Source organism: Saccharopolyspora sp. NPDC045839, from assembly GCF_056431645.1.
This window is the reverse complement of the sequence record NZ_JBWKKH010000031.1, coordinates 1-14,308: the sequence shown is the minus strand read 5'-3', so window position 1 is coordinate 14,308 and position 14,308 is coordinate 1. Positions and strand designations below refer to the sequence as shown.

The 14,308-nt window shown below is 72.6% G+C and carries 14 protein-coding genes; 11 read left to right on the top strand and 3 right to left on the bottom strand.

What is annotated here, in order from left to right:
• Nucleotides 1–20 precede the first annotated feature (20 nt).
• The 4 genes from AC07EQ_RS32645 (at nt 21) to AC07EQ_RS32630 (ending at nt 3,481) form a co-directional block, all read left to right on the top strand.
• Nucleotides 21–251: a DUF5708 family protein gene (locus tag AC07EQ_RS32645; protein ID WP_478391681.1), complete on the top strand. Its 231-nt coding sequence runs from the start codon at nt 21–23 to the stop codon at nt 249–251.
• Nucleotides 248–877 (top strand): TetR/AcrR family transcriptional regulator, encoded by a 630-nt coding sequence (locus AC07EQ_RS32640; protein WP_478391680.1) that lies wholly within the window; start codon nt 248–250, stop codon nt 875–877. Before AC07EQ_RS32645 ends, AC07EQ_RS32640 begins: the two co-directional genes overlap by 4 nt.
• A complete protein-coding gene (locus tag AC07EQ_RS32635; RefSeq protein ID WP_478391679.1) occupies nt 874–1,776 on the top strand; it encodes a CPBP family glutamic-type intramembrane protease in 903 nt (300 codons plus the stop codon). Before AC07EQ_RS32640 ends, AC07EQ_RS32635 begins: the two co-directional genes overlap by 4 nt.
• Before the next feature lie 139 nt (nt 1,777–1,915).
• Nucleotides 1,916–3,481, top strand: coding sequence for a GMC family oxidoreductase (locus AC07EQ_RS32630; RefSeq protein WP_478391678.1), 1,566 nt, complete (start codon nt 1,916–1,918; stop codon nt 3,479–3,481).
• Nucleotides 3,482–3,493: 12 nt separating this feature from the next.
• Here the strand turns inward: AC07EQ_RS32630 and AC07EQ_RS32625 are convergent, their stop codons facing one another.
• Nucleotides 3,494–4,270 carry an IclR family transcriptional regulator domain-containing protein gene (locus AC07EQ_RS32625; protein WP_478391677.1) on the bottom strand — a complete coding sequence of 259 codons (777 nt, stop codon included), beginning with the start codon at nt 4,268–4,270 and terminating at the stop codon, nt 3,494–3,496.
• A gap of 102 nt (nt 4,271–4,372) precedes the next feature.
• Between AC07EQ_RS32625 and hrpB the strand changes: the two genes are divergently transcribed.
• Together hrpB and AC07EQ_RS32615 are read left to right on the top strand one after the other, a co-directional pair.
• On the top strand, nt 4,373–6,799 hold the full coding sequence (gene hrpB / locus AC07EQ_RS32620; RefSeq protein WP_478391676.1) for an ATP-dependent helicase HrpB: 2,427 nt from the start codon (nt 4,373–4,375) through the stop codon (nt 6,797–6,799).
• A 186-nt stretch (nt 6,800–6,985) separates the two neighbouring features.
• Complete coding sequence (locus AC07EQ_RS32615) at nt 6,986–7,399, top strand: STAS domain-containing protein (protein WP_478391675.1); 414 nt, start codon at nt 6,986–6,988, stop codon at nt 7,397–7,399.
• 66 nt (nt 7,400–7,465) lie between these two features.
• Here AC07EQ_RS32615 and AC07EQ_RS32610 read toward each other — a convergent pair whose 3' ends face one another.
• Nucleotides 7,466–8,311, bottom strand: a complete 846-nt coding sequence (locus AC07EQ_RS32610) for a helix-turn-helix transcriptional regulator (protein ID WP_478391674.1) — start codon at nt 8,309–8,311, stop codon at nt 7,466–7,468.
• A 104-nt stretch (nt 8,312–8,415) separates the two neighbouring features.
• On the opposite strand from AC07EQ_RS32610, the gene AC07EQ_RS32605 reads away from it, so the two are divergent.
• The 4 genes from AC07EQ_RS32605 (at nt 8,416) to AC07EQ_RS32590 (ending at nt 12,616) form a co-directional block, all read left to right on the top strand.
• Nucleotides 8,416–10,077 (top strand): AMP-binding protein, encoded by a 1,662-nt coding sequence (locus AC07EQ_RS32605; RefSeq protein ID WP_478391673.1) that lies wholly within the window; start codon nt 8,416–8,418, stop codon nt 10,075–10,077.
• A gap of 90 nt (nt 10,078–10,167) precedes the next feature.
• The gene (locus AC07EQ_RS32600; protein ID WP_452615638.1) at nt 10,168–10,455 is read left to right on the top strand and encodes a DUF1540 domain-containing protein; all 288 of its coding nucleotides are present in this window, start codon (nt 10,168–10,170) and stop codon (nt 10,453–10,455) included.
• 103 nt (nt 10,456–10,558) lie between these two features.
• Nucleotides 10,559–11,980: a selenium-binding protein SBP56-related protein gene (locus AC07EQ_RS32595; RefSeq protein ID WP_478391672.1), complete on the top strand. Its 1,422-nt coding sequence runs from the start codon at nt 10,559–10,561 to the stop codon at nt 11,978–11,980.
• A 30-nt stretch (nt 11,981–12,010) separates the two neighbouring features.
• The gene (locus AC07EQ_RS32590) at nt 12,011–12,616 is read left to right on the top strand and encodes a DsbA family protein (protein WP_478391671.1); all 606 of its coding nucleotides are present in this window, start codon (nt 12,011–12,013) and stop codon (nt 12,614–12,616) included.
• A gap of 24 nt (nt 12,617–12,640) precedes the next feature.
• Here the strand turns inward: AC07EQ_RS32590 and AC07EQ_RS32585 are convergent, their stop codons facing one another.
• Nucleotides 12,641–12,787 carry a hypothetical protein gene (locus AC07EQ_RS32585; RefSeq protein ID WP_478391670.1) on the bottom strand — a complete coding sequence of 49 codons (147 nt, stop codon included), beginning with the start codon at nt 12,785–12,787 and terminating at the stop codon, nt 12,641–12,643.
• Nucleotides 12,788–13,062: 275 nt separating this feature from the next.
• Between AC07EQ_RS32585 and AC07EQ_RS32580 the strand changes: the two genes are divergently transcribed.
• The gene (locus AC07EQ_RS32580) at nt 13,063–13,830 is read left to right on the top strand and encodes a gamma-glutamylcyclotransferase (RefSeq protein ID WP_478391669.1); all 768 of its coding nucleotides are present in this window, start codon (nt 13,063–13,065) and stop codon (nt 13,828–13,830) included.
• Nucleotides 13,831–14,308: the final 478 nt, after the last annotated feature.

The following is a 14,308-nucleotide window of genomic DNA, read 5'->3' as shown; positions in this document are numbered from 1 at the left end:
CGTCTGTACTATACGGTCGTATGGGTGTTGAAAAGATCGAAAGCGGCGCTCGTGCCGCGCGCACGACCCTCGTCAGCGGTGTGGTTCTGGCGCTGATCGGCGCCGTGCTGTGGGCGACGACGGGCGGGATCGAGTTGCCGGTCGTCTCGCCGAGCAAGGTCGGGGTCGTCCTGCTCGTGGTGGGCGCCATCGAGATCGTGGTGGGTCTCGCGATGATGATCGGCCGGTCGGCGCGCGGCCGGCAGGAGTGACCGCTGGGGACCGCGCCGCCGAGCGGCGAGCGCACCTGATCGGCGCGGTGCTCGACCTGATCGACGGGGGCGGGATCCCGGCCGTCAGCATGCGCGCGGTGGCCACCGCGGCGGGCGTGTCCCTCGCGCAGGTCCAGTACTACTTCCGGAGCAAGGACCAGCTCATCGTCGAGGCGTTCCGCCACATCTGCCGCGATGTGGAGGGGCGCGCGGCGGCGGTGGGTTTCGACGGGCCCGCCCGCTCGGTGCTGCGTGCGCTGATCGACCTCTGGCTGCCGGTCGACGAGCGCCTCAGCCGCGACGCCCGCGTGTGGCTGGCGTTCTCCGCCGAGGCGACCACGCGGCCGTCGCTCATGAGTTTCGCCGCGGAGGTGGACGAGGGGCTCCGCGAGGCGTTCGCGCAGATCCTCCGGCGCGCGGGGGAGCGCGGTGAGCTCAACCCGGCCGCCGACCCGGTGGCGGCGGCGGCCGGGCTGCTCGCGGTCATCGACGGGCTCGTCGTGCAGTCGCTGGTCCTCGACGAGTCCGAGCGCGCGGGATTCCTCGCCCCGCGCGTCGAGGCTCACCTGGACCTGCTCTTTCCCAAGACATCGCAGCAGAAACCGAAAGGACGGAAGGAGACATGATCGTGCACCGTCCTGGCGCACTCGCGGTGCTCGGGCGCGCCGCTCTCGGCCCGATCACGATGGCACTGGCTCTGGGTATCGCGACGGCGGTGGCGCCGGCAGCCGGCGACGACGGGTTCGCGGTTCGCCTCTTGCCGGCGGTGCTGACCAGCTTGATCGCCGTACCGCTCATCGTCCTGCTGTGGCGACGCCGCGGCGGGCTGCGCGGGCTGGGGCTGACGGCGGGCCTGCGTGGGCTCCGGGGCTTCCTGCTCGGATGTGTCGTGACGGCGGCCAGCGCCGCCGTCGTGTTCGGCGCCGGGACCGCCGCGGGCTGGCTGCGGTGGAACGCCTTGGATCCCGGGAGCCTGGCGGCCTTCCTCGTCACCAACGCGATCATCGCGTTCCTGCTGGAGGCCTTTCCGGAGGAGCTGACGCTGCGCGGGCACGCCTGGAGCACCCTGCGGTCGCGGTTCGGGCGGTGGGCGGCCGCGGTCGGGACCACGGCGATGTTCCTCGCCACCCCCGCGATGTCCTTCCTGGTCTCGGCGGGTATCGAGGTGCTGGCCGGCGGCTCGCCCGGCGCCATCGGCCTGGCACCCGCGGGCCAAGACCCGGTGTCCTACCTGATCCTGCTCACCGTTTTCGGCATCGCGCTGATCGCCGCGCGCGGCGCCACCGGTTCACTGTGGACGAGCATCGCGACCCACCTGACGTTCCTCACCGTGCAGCGAATCGTCCTGGACGGCGAAGCCCGGGACGCGGGTTGGTCGGCCGAGATGACCACGCCCGATGCCCTGCTCCTCGTGCCTGCCTACCTGCTGCTCGCGGCCGTCGTCTTCCTCGGCGTCCGCTGGTTGACCCGCCCGGCTGTGCGCCGCGACCCGGTTTCCCGCCAGGCCGGCCCCGGGACGGTGTAGCGAACGGGGCAGACCACGGGCAGCGTGACCAGCGGACACCGGCGAGGAAATCCGTTGCGGCGTCCGGCCGGGTGGTCGTACCGTTGCGTCTCCGAAACAGCGCACATATGTGCGGCAATCGAACTTTTTGGAGGACGCGGTGGCTGAGGGTGGCTGGGATCTGATCGTGGTCGGGGCCGGTTCCGCGGGGTCCGCCCTGGCGGTCCGGGCCGCGGAACAGGGGAGGCGGGTGCTGCTCCTGGAGGCCGGCCCGGACTACCGCTCCGCCGAGATGCCGGAGGTGTGGCGGTCGCCGAACCCGATGCGCGCGCTGCTGGATCCCGACGCCGGGCGGCATCTCGTGTGGCAGGGGCTCACCGCGTCGCGGACCGAGAAGCAGGCTCCGGAGCCGTTCTGGCGCGGCCGCGGGGTCGGCGGCAGTTCGGTGATCAACGGGCAGATCGCGATCCGCCCGCCGATGGCGGACTTCGAGGACTGGGCCCGCGCGGGATGCGAGGGCTGGGCTCCCCGGGACGTGTTGCCGTACTTCGCGAAGCTGGAGGACGACGAGGAGTTCGGCGACGCCCCGTACCACGGGCGCGGTGGCCCGATCCCGGTCTACCGGACGCCCCGAGCGGAGTGGGGCGCGGTGGACGCGGCGCTGCACCGGGCCGCGCTGGCGGCGGGGCACGGGTGGGCCGCCGATGTGAACGCCCCTGGTGCGACGGGGATTTCGCCGTATCCGATCAACTCGCGGTTCGGCCGCCGGGTGTCCACCAACGACGCCTACCTCGAACCGGCCAGGGCGCTGCCCGGCCTCGTGATCCGCGGCGACGCCGTCGTGGACCGGGTCATCGTGTCCGGCGGGCGAGCGGTCGGCGTGGAGGTCCTCGCCGGCGGGACGATGAGCCGCGAGCACGCGGACCAGGTCGTGCTGAGCGCCGGTGCGATCCACACGCCGGCGATCCTGCTGCGATCCGGCGTCGGCCCGGCCGCCCACCTGCGTTCGATGGGCATCGACGTGCTGCGGGACCTGCCGGTCGGCCAGGGCCTGCAGGACCACCCGGTGGTCTTCGTCGGCATCCCGCTGAACGAGGAGTCGGCGGTGCGCACGCCCGACGACCGGCACACGAACGTCTGCATCCGCTACACCAGCGACCACCCGGCGGCCCAGGCCGACGACATGATGGTCATCGCGGCCAACCAGAGCGTGCTCGCGATGGAGATCGCCGACATCCGCTTCGGCGCGGGCTCCTTCGGCGTGTGGAACAACCAGGTCTACTCGCGCGGGTCGGTCGGCCTGACCTCGACCGACCCGACGGCGCAGCCGGAGGTGCGCGAACGCATGCTCTCCGACGAGCGGGATCTGGCGCGGCTGCGCAGCGGCATCCGCCACCTGGTCGAGCTGGTGCGCGGCGACGAGGTCGCGGCGATCACGGCGTTCTCGCCGGACCGGCTCAACGAGACGCTGCTCGCGGCCATCGACGACGACGCGGAGCTGGACGACTACCTGCTCGTGACGGCGGCCGACGCGCAGCACGCGACCAGCACGTGCCGGATGGGAAGCCCGTCGGATCCGGCGACGGTGGTCGATCCCGACTGCCGCGTGCTGGGCGTGGAGGGGCTCCGCGTGGTCGACGCGTCGATCTTCCCGGCGGTTCCCCGCGCGAACACCAACCTCGCGGCGATCATGGCGGGCGAGCTCATGGCCGACCGCCTCGGCTGACGGTGCGGCGGCTCAGATGAGCTGGGCGTGCAGCTCGTCGGCCGCCTCCCGCAGCAGCGCCAGGACGTCGCCGTGCATGGCCTCGGGCGAGATCCGCTCGATGCTGCACCCGACGTGCACGGCCGCGATCACCCGCCCGTCCCACCGGCGCAGGGGCACGGCGATCGAATGGGCGCCCGGCTCCACGTCGTTCGCGACGTAGCAGTACCCGTCGCGCTCGATCCCGTCGAGGGCATCGGCCCTGGCCCCGGCCGCGTCGAGCGCGCCGGGGCGCTCCTGCTCCGGCAGGTGCGCGAGGAGGACCTTGCCGAGGGAGGAGATGTTCGCCGGAGTCCGGAAGCCGATGCCGCTGCCCACGTGGATCAGCTGGTTCGGCACCGCGCGGGCGATCACGACCGCGTCCGCTCCGTCGAGCACGGCGACGGAGCACGCCTCCTGCAGCTGCGCGCAGATCCGGTCGCACACCGGTTGCATGACCGCGCCGGTGACGTTCGAGGTCAGGTATCCGGCCGCGAGCCGCAGGATTCGCGGGCTGAGTTCGTACGCGCGGCCTTCGGCGCGAAGGTAGCCGAGGTGTTCGAGGGTCAGCACGGCGCGCCGCACGGTCGCGCGGGACAGGCCGAGCTTGCGCGCCAGGTCGGCCTGCGTCAGCCGCCGGTTCTCGCCGTCGAAGGCCGCGAGCACGGCCAAGCCCCGGGCCAGCGCCTCGGAGAAGTCCGCCGCGTTCGGTGCGCCGGCCAGCTGCCGTTGCTTCCGGGCGGCGCTGTCGGCGTCCGCGAGTCGTCCCAAGGTGCCATTCCCGTTCGGCGGCGGTGGTTTTCCGGCAACGTATCCGCCGAACTTCCGTGCGTCAATCGAACTTCGCGGCGGGGATGGCAAGATGAGGCCGTTATGCTCGACTTCCCCGATCTTCCCGTGCGTGCCGTGCTCGACGACGTCACCCGTGCTCTCGCGGAGCACGGCACGGCGGTGCTGGTGGCGCCGCCCGGCACCGGGAAGACGACGCTCGTGCCGTTGGCGTTGGCGGAGCAGGGGTTTCGCGTCGTGGTGGCGGAGCCGCGGCGGCTGGCCACCCGGGCCGCGGCGGAGCGCATGGCGAGCCTGCTCGGCGAAGAGGTCGGGCAGCGCGTGGGGTACTCGGTGCGGGGTGAGCGCCGTCGCGGCGCGGCGACGGTCGTCGAGGTGGTGACTTCCGGCCTGCTGGTGCGGCGGCTGCAATCCGATCCCGAGCTGACCGGCGTCGACGTCGTGATGCTCGACGAATGCCACGAGCGGCACCTGGACGCGGACCTCCTGCTGGCGCTGCTGCTGGACGCGCGGGACGGGCTGCGCCCGGACCTGCGGGTGCTGGCGACGTCGGCCACGGTGGCGGCCGGTCGCGCCGCGGAGCTGCTCGGCGGCGCACCGGTGCTGGAGGCGCACGCGCGGACCTATCCGGTCCGGACCTCGTACCTGCCGCCGACACGCGGGGAGCGGATCGAGGCGTGCGTGGCGCGGGCGGTGCGCACCGCGCTGGCCGAGCAGGACGGCGACGTGCTGACGTTCCTGCCCGGCGCCGGCGAGATCCGCCGCGTCGCGAACCAGCTGGGCGAGTCCGATGTGGACGTTCTGCCGCTGCACGGACGACTGCCGCACGCGCAGCAGGATTCGGCGCTGCGGGTGGGGAAGCGGCGCCGCGTGGTGCTGGCCACGGCGGTCGCCGAGTCGAGCCTGACCGTGCCCGGGGTGCGCGCCGTCGTCGACTCGGGGCTGTCCCGGGTGTCGCGGGTGGACAACCGGCGCGGCCTGGCCGGGCTGGCCACGGTCCGGGTGTCGGCGGCGGTCGCCGACCAGCGAGCGGGCCGCGCGGGCAGGCAAGGGCCCGGCGCGGTGTACCGGTGCTGGCCGGAGCACGAGCACAGCACGCTGCCCGCGTACCCGGAACCGGAGATCCGGACGGCCGATCTGACCCGGCTCGCCCAGGAGCTGGCGTGCTGGGGAACGCCGGACGGATCGGCGCTGACGTGGTGGGACGAGCCGCCAGCCGGTGCGCTGGCCGCAGGCCGTGACGTGCTGCGAGGGCTCGGTGCGCTGGAAGAAGATGCGGTCACGGCCCGGGGCCGCCGGATGGCGGAGCTCGGTCTGCACCCGAGGCTGGCCCGGGCCCTGCTCGACGGCCGCGAACTGGCCGGCACCGACATCACCACCGAGGTCGTCGCCCTGCTCGACAACGACGCGCTGACCAGCGAAGTCGACGTCACCACGGCGCTTTCCCGGCTGCGCCGGGGCGCGCCGGGCAGCGATCGGTGGCGGCGCGAGGTCCGCAGGCTGCGCGGTTCGGTGCAGCCGCATCCCGGCACCTCCGCGCGCGACGATGCGGCGCTCGTCGTCGCGCTGGCGCAGCCCGAGAGGTTGGCGCGGCGCCGGGGTTCCGGATCCGCGGTGTACCTGATGGCGTCCGGGACGGCGGTGGAGTTGCCCGGCAACTCCGGGTTGCGCGAATCGGAATGGCTCGCCGTGGCCGTCGCGGACCGGGCGCCGGGAAGCGCCTCCGGGGTCGTCCGGCTGGCCGCGCCTGCGGACGAGGCGCTGGCCCGCAGCGCGGCGCCCGCGCTTGTGACGACCGGCGACGAGATCGGCTGGGCGGACGGCGATGTGCGGGCGGTCCGCGTCGAGCGGCTCGGCGCGATCACCTTGAGCAGCAGGCAGATCCGCGACCCGGACGCCGCCGAGGTCCGGCAGGCGCTGCTGGCCGGCCTGCGCGCCGAGGGCCTGGAACTGCTGTCCTGGAACGACGACGCGCGACGGCTGCGGCAGCGGCTCGGGTTCCTGCACGCCGCCCTCGGCGATCCCTGGCCCGCCACCGACGACGGAACACTGCTGTCCATGGTGGACCAGTGGCTGGAACCGGAGCTCTCGGCCGCGCGGCGGCGGGCCGACCTGCGGATTCCGGCAGGCGCCGCGCTGCGGCGGCTGATCCCGTGGTCCGCGGCGGGACGCCTGGACGAGCTCGCGCCGGACCGGATCGAGGTCCCCTCCGGCTCCCGGATCAAGGTGGACTACCAGGGCGATCGGCCCGCCCTGCCGGTGAAGCTGCAGGAGGTCTTCGGCTGGCAGGACGTGCCGCGCATCGCCGACGGCCGGGTGCCGGTGGTACTGCACCTGCTCTCGCCGGCCGGGCGCCCCGCGGCGGTCACGGCCGATCTCGATTCGTTCTGGCGCAACGGCTACCGGCAGGTCCGCGCGGAACTGCGCGGGCGCTACCCGAAGCACCCGTGGCCGGAGGACCCGGCCACCGCGACGCCGACCCGCCGCACCCGGCGCAGCCCCGCGAGCTGACCGTGACGGCCGCCGTCGCCCGATCGTGGGGCGCGGCCGAGGGGCGAACACCCTTCGTGCTGTGATGCGCTCGAAGGGTCATTTTGCCTGGTGATCTAGGGTTTGGCCGTAGCGTGGAGGGCGGCCCGCCGGGGTTCTCCGCGACGTGGCCGACAGCCCGAATCCCGAACATTGGGGAGGCCGCACATGTCCTTCATCCCCGCCCCGCGCACCGAACGCGGCACCGACGACCACGCGCCAGGAGCGCTGCGACTGCGCACCACGAGCCCCGCTCCGGGCGTCGTCGTCCTGGAAACGGCCGGAATCCTGGACATGAACAGCGCCACGAACTTCGCCGACGCGGTGCGAGCGCACCTCTCGGCCGCCACCGGCACCGCCGTCCTGGACCTGTCCAGGCTGTCCTTCCTGTCCACCCACGGCGCGGTCGTGCTGCTGGAGGCCGCGCACCGCGCCCTAATGCGCGGGGTGCACCTGGTTCTGCTCTCCCAGAACAGGGTCGTGGACCGCCTGCTGGAGATGCTCGACGTCGCCGACCGGTTCACCTACGCGACCACGGTCGAGGAGGCCGTCGGCCCCTCGGGCGCGACGGTCCTGCGCTAGCCGGGTCAGGATTTCACCGCCGTCGCAACGGCGGCGGCGCAACCGCTTCCCGGCTGCGCAGAGGAATCAGGGCAGCGCGCCGCGTCTCCGGGCTGCGACGACCGCCTCGTGCCGGGTGTGCACGTCCAGCTTGCGCATGGCGCTGCGCAGATACGCCTTGACGGTCTCGGGTTTCAGCGAGAGCCTCCGCGCCGTTTCCGCGTTGCTGCAGCCCAGCGCGATCTGCGAGAGCACGTCCAGCTCGCGCGGCGACAACGCGGGCGGATCGCCGGCGTCCCGGGCGTCGGTGAGGTGCGCCAGCCGCTCGCACGCCCGGTGCAGCCGGTCGCGCAGGACCGCGTCGTCGAGTCCCTGGGCGATGGCGCGGAACTCGGCGTGCAGCTCGCGAACCTCCTCGATCGCCACGCTGTCGCGAAGTGCCGTGCGGTCGGCGTCCGCCACGTCCAGTAGTTGCAGCCGCCGGTCCACCTCGTCGCGGACGGCGAGCTCGCCGGCCAGCCGACGGGTCGCGTCGACCATGGTGTCGAGCACCCGGTCGCCGAGCGGGACCACGCCGCGCGCGGCGCAGTAGAGCACCCCGCGAACGGAACCGTGCACCGTCACCGGCGCGGCAGCCACCGAGCAGATGCCCTCGGCGAGCACGGGCGCGTCGTAGTCGTGGCTGATCGTCACCGCGGACCCGTAGTCGCTCACCGCGCCCGGGCGCCGGGACGTCATGACCTGCCCGCCGAGACCCGCCGCGGCGCGGATCTGGAGGCCCTTCAGCGCGGCCGTGCGGACGCCGGCGAACTCCGAGAGGTGCAGGGAACCCGCCGCGACCTGCCCGCCGAAGGCGACCGGCACGTCGGCCCGCTGCCGCACCACCCGCACGGCCTGCCGGAAGGCGTTCCCGTCATCCGGGCGCAAGTACACGACCCCTTCACCCCTTTCCGGGGGTATCGCGGACTGATGTGTGGCGCGGAGCATAACGCCCGGCTACGCCGCGGCAAAGGAGCATGCGGCGGGAAGGGGCATTCGTGAGCATCGAGCCGACCGCCGCACCAGGGACGACACCGCCGCCGCAACGGGTCGCCGAGCTGCTCGCCAGGTTCGGCTCGCCGGACGCGTGCGCGGCCGGCCTGCTGTGCGACGACCACCCCGCGGACGCCGTGGCCTGCACCGTCGTCGAGGCCGACCTGACCAGCCGGGACCTCACCTACGGCGAGCTGCGCCGCGACTCGGCGCGCTTCGCCGCCGCGCTCGCCGACCTGGGCGTCGAGCCGGGCGACGCGGTCGCGGTGCTGATGGGCAAGTCCGCCGACCTGGTCGTGGCGCTGCTGGGCCTCTGGCGCCGCGGTGCCGTGCACGTGCCGCTGTTCACCGCCTTCGCGCCGCCCGCCATCGCCCTGCGGCTCAACGCCAGCGGCGCGAAGGTCATCGTGGTCGACCAGGACCAGCGCGCCAAGCTGGAGCCGGGCGAGGACATCCCCGCCGACGCGCCGTGGCGGATCATCGTCGCCGGGGACGCCACCGACGAGCCGACCGTCGCCGGGCTGCTCGGCCGGTACAGCGGCGACGAGCCGACCGCGCAACCCGTCCGCCGGGGCGGGGACGGCATCCTGGTCCAGCTGTTCACCTCGGGCACCACCGGAACCCCGAAGGCCGTTCCGGTGCCGATCAAGGCCCTGGCCTCGTTCCAGGCGTACCTGGAGTTCGGGCTCGACGTCCGGGCCGATGACGTGTTCTGGAACGCCGCCGACCCGGGCTGGGCGTACGGCCTGTACTACGCGATCCTCGGGCCGCTGGCGGCCGGTCGCCGCAGCATCCTGCTGCACGCGGGGTTCTCGGCCGCGCTGACCTGGCAGGTCATCCGCGAGTTCGGCGTCACCAACTTCGCCGCCGCGCCAACGGTTTACCGCAGCTTGCGCACCGATCCGGCGGGCGTGCCCGAGGGAATCCGGCTCCGCCGCGCGTCCTCGGCGGGCGAACCGCTGACGCCGGAGGTCGTGTCCTGGTCCGAGGAGCGGCTGGGCGTGGCGGTGCGCGACCACTACGGGCAGACCGAGCACGGCATGGTCATCGTCAACGCCTGGGCCGACGGCGTTCGCGAGCCGGTCAAGCCCGGCTCGATGGGCGGCGTCCTGCCTGGCTGGTCCGCCGAGGTGCTGCACGACGACCGGGACGAGCCCGCGCCCGCGGGCACCGCGGGGCGCATCGCGTTCCACGTCGCCGACAGCCCGCTGATGTGGTTCACCGGCTACGCCGCCGCGCCGGAGAAGACCGCCGAGCGCTTCTCCGCCGATGGCCGCTGGTACCTCACCGGCGACGCCGGGACGCGGGACGCCGACGGCTCCTTCTTCTTCTCCTCCCGCGACGACGACGTGATCATCATGGCCGGTTACCGCATCGGGCCGTTCGACGTCGAAAGCGTCCTGGTGCGCCACGACGCGGTGGCCGAAGCGGCCGTCATCGGCGTGCCCGACGAGCTGCGCGGCGAGGTCCTGGAGGCCTACGTCGTCCTCCGCGCGGGACGGACCGGCGACGAGGAGCTGGTCGCGGACCTCCAGCAGCTGGTGAAGCGCAGGTTCGCCGCGCACGCCTATCCGCGCTCAGTGCACTTCGTCGAGCAGCTCCCGAAAACGCCGAGCGGCAAGATCCAGCGCTTCCTGCTCCGCGAGCGGCACCGCGCCGCCCGCTGACGGGCCCCCGGATCCGCTGCCGGGCGGCCGCACGCGGTCCATCATGGGAACCGCTTCGGCAACCGACCGGATCCGGGGGGAAACATGGAAATGCCAGAAATGCCACTGGTGAACAACTGCACGGCCGAGAACTGCGCGTTCAACCACGACCACAACTGCCACGCCCTGGCCATCACCATCGGGGAACCGGCCCACGCGCAGTGCGACACCTTCGTCGGCGGCGAGTTCGACGGCGGCGATCCGAACGCCATCGGCCACGTCGGGGCGTGCAAGATGGCCGACTGCCGGTACAACGACCACCTCGAATGCCAGGCGCCGGGCATCTCCGTCGGATACCAGCGGGACATCGTCGACTGCCTGACCTACCAACCCGCTTAGCGGGGGCCGGCGGGCGCACGGGTCCTACGATGTGGACGGCCTCGACGCTCAGTGCGGTTGGCGAGACGCTGGGTGACGAAGCCGTTGCAGTCGAGGAGACGCGATGAGTTCTCCAACCGGACACGAGCTCGATCCCACCTTCTACCGCAGCCCGGGCGACGCCATCGCCGCGCCAGCCGAACGCCTGGCCTACGTCGTCGCGTTCGACCGGTCCGGACAGCAGCCGGACGCGCTCACTGTCGTCGACACCGATCCGGGGTCGGCGAGCTTCGGCCGGGTGGTCGGCTGGGCCGACCTGCCGACCCGGGGCGACGAACTGCACCACTTCGGCTGGAACGCGTGCAGCAGCGTGTTCGCCCACGCCGGACACCACACCGACGGCCTGCAGCGCCGCTACCTGCTGCTCCCCGGGTTGCGGTCGTCGAACGTGCACATCTACGACACCCATCCAGACCCGCGGCAGCCGAGGCTGGTGCGGACCGTGACGGCCGAGGAGCTCGCGACCGGGGCCGGCTACTCCCGGCCGCACACGCTGCACTGCGGCCCGGACGGGATCTACCTCTCCTGCCTCGGCGGTGCGAACGGGGACGACGGACCCGGCGGCATCGCGGTGCTCGACCACGACACGTTCGACGTCGTGCGCGCGTGGGAGACCGACCGCGGGCCGCAGCGCCTGGCCTACGACGCCTGGTGGCACCTCAACCAGAACACCCTGATCACCAGCGAGTGGGGCACGCCCTCGATGATCGAGGACGGGGTCGTCCCCGAGCTGCTGCTGAACAACGAGTACGGCCACGCCCTGCACTTCTGGGACCTGGCGGAGGGCCGCCACCGGCAGCGCGTGGACCTCGGCGCGCAGCACCAGATGGTGCTGGAGCTGCGGCCGTCGCACGACCCCGGCGCCACCTGGGGCTTCGCCGGCGTGGTGGTCAGCACCGAGGACTTGTCGGCGTCGGTCTGGCGCTGGCACCGCGAGAACGGCGACTGGCAGGCCGACAAGGTGATCACCATCCCCGCCGAGCCGGCGCCGGCGGCGGAGCTCCCGCCCGCGCTGCAGCCCTTCGGCGCGGTGCCGCCGCTGGTCACCGACATCAACCTGTCCGTCGACGACCGGTTCTTGTACGTCTCGTGCTGGGGCACGGGTGAGCTGAAGCAGTACGACGTCAGCGATCCGGCGCGGCCCCGCGAGACCGGCTCGGTCCGCCTCGGCGGGATCACCGGCCGCGTGCCGCACCCGGCCGAGCCGGACCGGCCGCTGGCCGGCGGGCCGCAGATGGTGGAGGTCAGCCGCGACGGCCGGCGCATCTACCTGACGAACTCGCTGTACGGATCGTGGGACGACCAGTTCTACCCCGACGGCGTGGGCTCGTGGTTCGCCAAGATCGACACCGACCCGGACGCGGGCGGCGGACTGGCGGTCGACGAGAGCTTCTTCCCGCACGGCGCGGAATTCCGCGGCCGGCGGGTCCACCAGGTGCGCCTGCAGGGCGGCGACGCCTCCTCCGATTCCTACTGCTACCCGTGACCCGCAACCGGACAAGGATGTTGACCGAAGATGACCTCCGCTTTCGCCGTCACCTGGGACTACCGCTGCCCGTTCGCTCGCAACGCGCACGAGCACCTGCTCACCGGCCTGGCCGCCGGTGCCGGCTGGCAGGTGCGCTACCTGCCGTTCTCCCTCGGCCAGGCGCACGTCGAGGAGGGCCAGCCCAGCGTCTGGGAGAAACCCGAGCAGGACAGCGGGATCCTCGCCCTGCAGGCCGGTGTCGTGGTCCGGGATGAGTTCCCGGACCGGTTCCCGGCCGTGCACCGCGCCCTGTTCGAGGCGCGGCACGACGAGGGACTGCACCTCGAGGACCGCGCGGTGGTCCAACGCGTCCTCGCCGACCACGGCGTTCCCGCCGACGCGGTGTTCGCGCGCATCGACGACGGTTCCGCGCTCGGGAAGGTGCGTACCGAGCACGAGGACTTCGTTTCCTCGCACAGCGTTTGGGGCGTGCCGACCTTCATCGTCGACGAGCAGGCCGTGTTCGTCCGGCTGATGAACCGCGCCCCGCAGGGCGCCGACCCGGCGGCGTCCATCACGACCGTCGAACGCGTGGTGGACCTGCTGGGCTGGAGCGACCTCAACGAGTTCAAGCACACCGCCATCCCGCGCTGACGTCCACAGTGGAGAGGCGCCGCGTCAGCCCGGCTGCGGGGCGCCCTTCCGGCGGCGGATCTCGTAGCCGACGAGCACGACCGCGAGCGTGACGAGGCTGAGCACTGCGACCGCGCGCCGGGCAGCACCGCCTGCGGTCAGCCGCGCCAGGCGGCGCTGCTGATCCGGCACGTGTCGACGTGCCGGCGCGCGACCAGGTGTACCGAACCGGAATCCATGGCTGGGCATGTTACGCAGCCGCGGCCGCGAAGTAGAGCGATCTCACATGCCGAAAACCGCGAGGTCGCGGTCTTGTGTCCGATGTGGACGGTGTCGTCCGGTGGGGCCGTCGTCGAACACCGAGTGTGTTCGAGTCGGCGCGAATGGCGTAAAACACGGTGTTTCGGGCGTAACCTGCGATCGCGGTCATAGCGCCGCGGCGCCTCCGACGCGATGCTGTTGCGGCCATGTGCTTCCCCGAGCAGCAAACCCAGCCCCCGGCGCGAACCCGCTTCGTCGACGCCGAATACCCCGAGGCCCCGTATCCCGGTGCGCGGCCGGACTTCTCGTTCGTCCAGCTCGACGGATTCGGTCATCCGCTCGCCCCGGACGGCACCGCGCCGTCGGGCTGGCGGGTGCACACCGCCGCGGAGGCGCAGCCATGCGTCGACCGGTGGCTGGCGGAACGCGGTGCGGCTCCGCTCCGCGACCGGCGGCCGGTGCTGGCCTACGGCTCGAACGCCTGCCCCTCGAAGATCACCTGGCTGCGGGAGAACCTGGGGCTGACCGGGCCGGCGGTCGTGCTGCGCGCCCGCTGCACCGGCCTCGCGGCAGTCTGGGCGACGGGGCTGCGGGCCAGGGGAGACGGCCAGCGCCCGGCGGTGCTGGCCACCGCGCCGGGCATCGTCGAACACCACGCGGTGTGGCTCGCAACACCCGAACAGCGCCGGGTGCTCGACGAATGCGAAGGACGCGGTGCCCGCTACCGCCTGGTGTGCCTGCACGGTCCAGAGCGGATCGGGCTGGCGGACGGCAGTGAACTTCGGCACGTCCTGGCCTACGCGGGCGCGTCCCGCGAGCGCGCGCCGCTGCTGGTCGAGGGCCGCCCGGTGCGGTGCGCCGAAGTGGACCAGCGCGCCGCGCTGGGTCTTTCCGGTGTTCCGGCCGCCGGCGACGGATTGGTGTGCGCGGAAATCACCGGCGAGCCGCCTGCCGCCCGCTGCGCGGATCGGTGAGTCCGGCGAGGCGGGAGTCGTTTGACAAACCATTGGGCCGGTTTCAGAATGTGGTCACGCCGGGTTTGACCGACACGATGCGCCACAACGGCGCGAGCGCTGGCTGAGAGGCGCTGCAACGGACTATCGTCCGCCACGCTCAGCCGAGCCGCTTGAAGACCACGGTAAGGGCGCCTCCTACGGGAGGTGCTTTTTTTGTGCGCGGCTTGAGATTGCGGCCCGGAGCCGGTCCATCGCGGTCGACGGCGGCCTGACGCCGTACCGAATCCGACCCGCGAGATCTCGCGGTTGCGCGCCCGAGTGCAGTAGCAGATCGGGCCATCTCGGCGTTCCACTTTGGATGAACAGATCCGAATCAGTATTCCTGCAAGGGGAAGGTAGCGATGAGCGTCAAGTTGCAGAAGGTCGATGGTCTTGAGTTCGCTGTCCGGGATTTGTCGTTGGCGGAGGCTGGGCGGCATCAGATTCGGTTGGCGGA

Coding starts and splice junctions, on each gene's coding strand:
- AC07EQ_RS32645 (WP_478391681.1), top strand. CDS start 21: ATGGGTGTTGAAAAGATCGAAAGCGGCGCTCGTGCCGCGCGCACGACC.
- AC07EQ_RS32635 (WP_478391679.1), top strand. CDS start 874: ATGATCGTGCACCGTCCTGGCGCACTCGCGGTGCTCGGGCGCGCCGCT.
- hrpB (WP_478391676.1), top strand. CDS start 4,373: ATGCTCGACTTCCCCGATCTTCCCGTGCGTGCCGTGCTCGACGACGTC.
- AC07EQ_RS32615 (WP_478391675.1), top strand. CDS start 6,986: ATGTCCTTCATCCCCGCCCCGCGCACCGAACGCGGCACCGACGACCAC.
- AC07EQ_RS32600 (WP_452615638.1), top strand. CDS start 10,168: ATGCCAGAAATGCCACTGGTGAACAACTGCACGGCCGAGAACTGCGCG.
- AC07EQ_RS32595 (WP_478391672.1), top strand. CDS start 10,559: ATGAGTTCTCCAACCGGACACGAGCTCGATCCCACCTTCTACCGCAGC.
- AC07EQ_RS32590 (WP_478391671.1), top strand. CDS start 12,011: ATGACCTCCGCTTTCGCCGTCACCTGGGACTACCGCTGCCCGTTCGCT.
- AC07EQ_RS32580 (WP_478391669.1), top strand. CDS start 13,063: ATGTGCTTCCCCGAGCAGCAAACCCAGCCCCCGGCGCGAACCCGCTTC.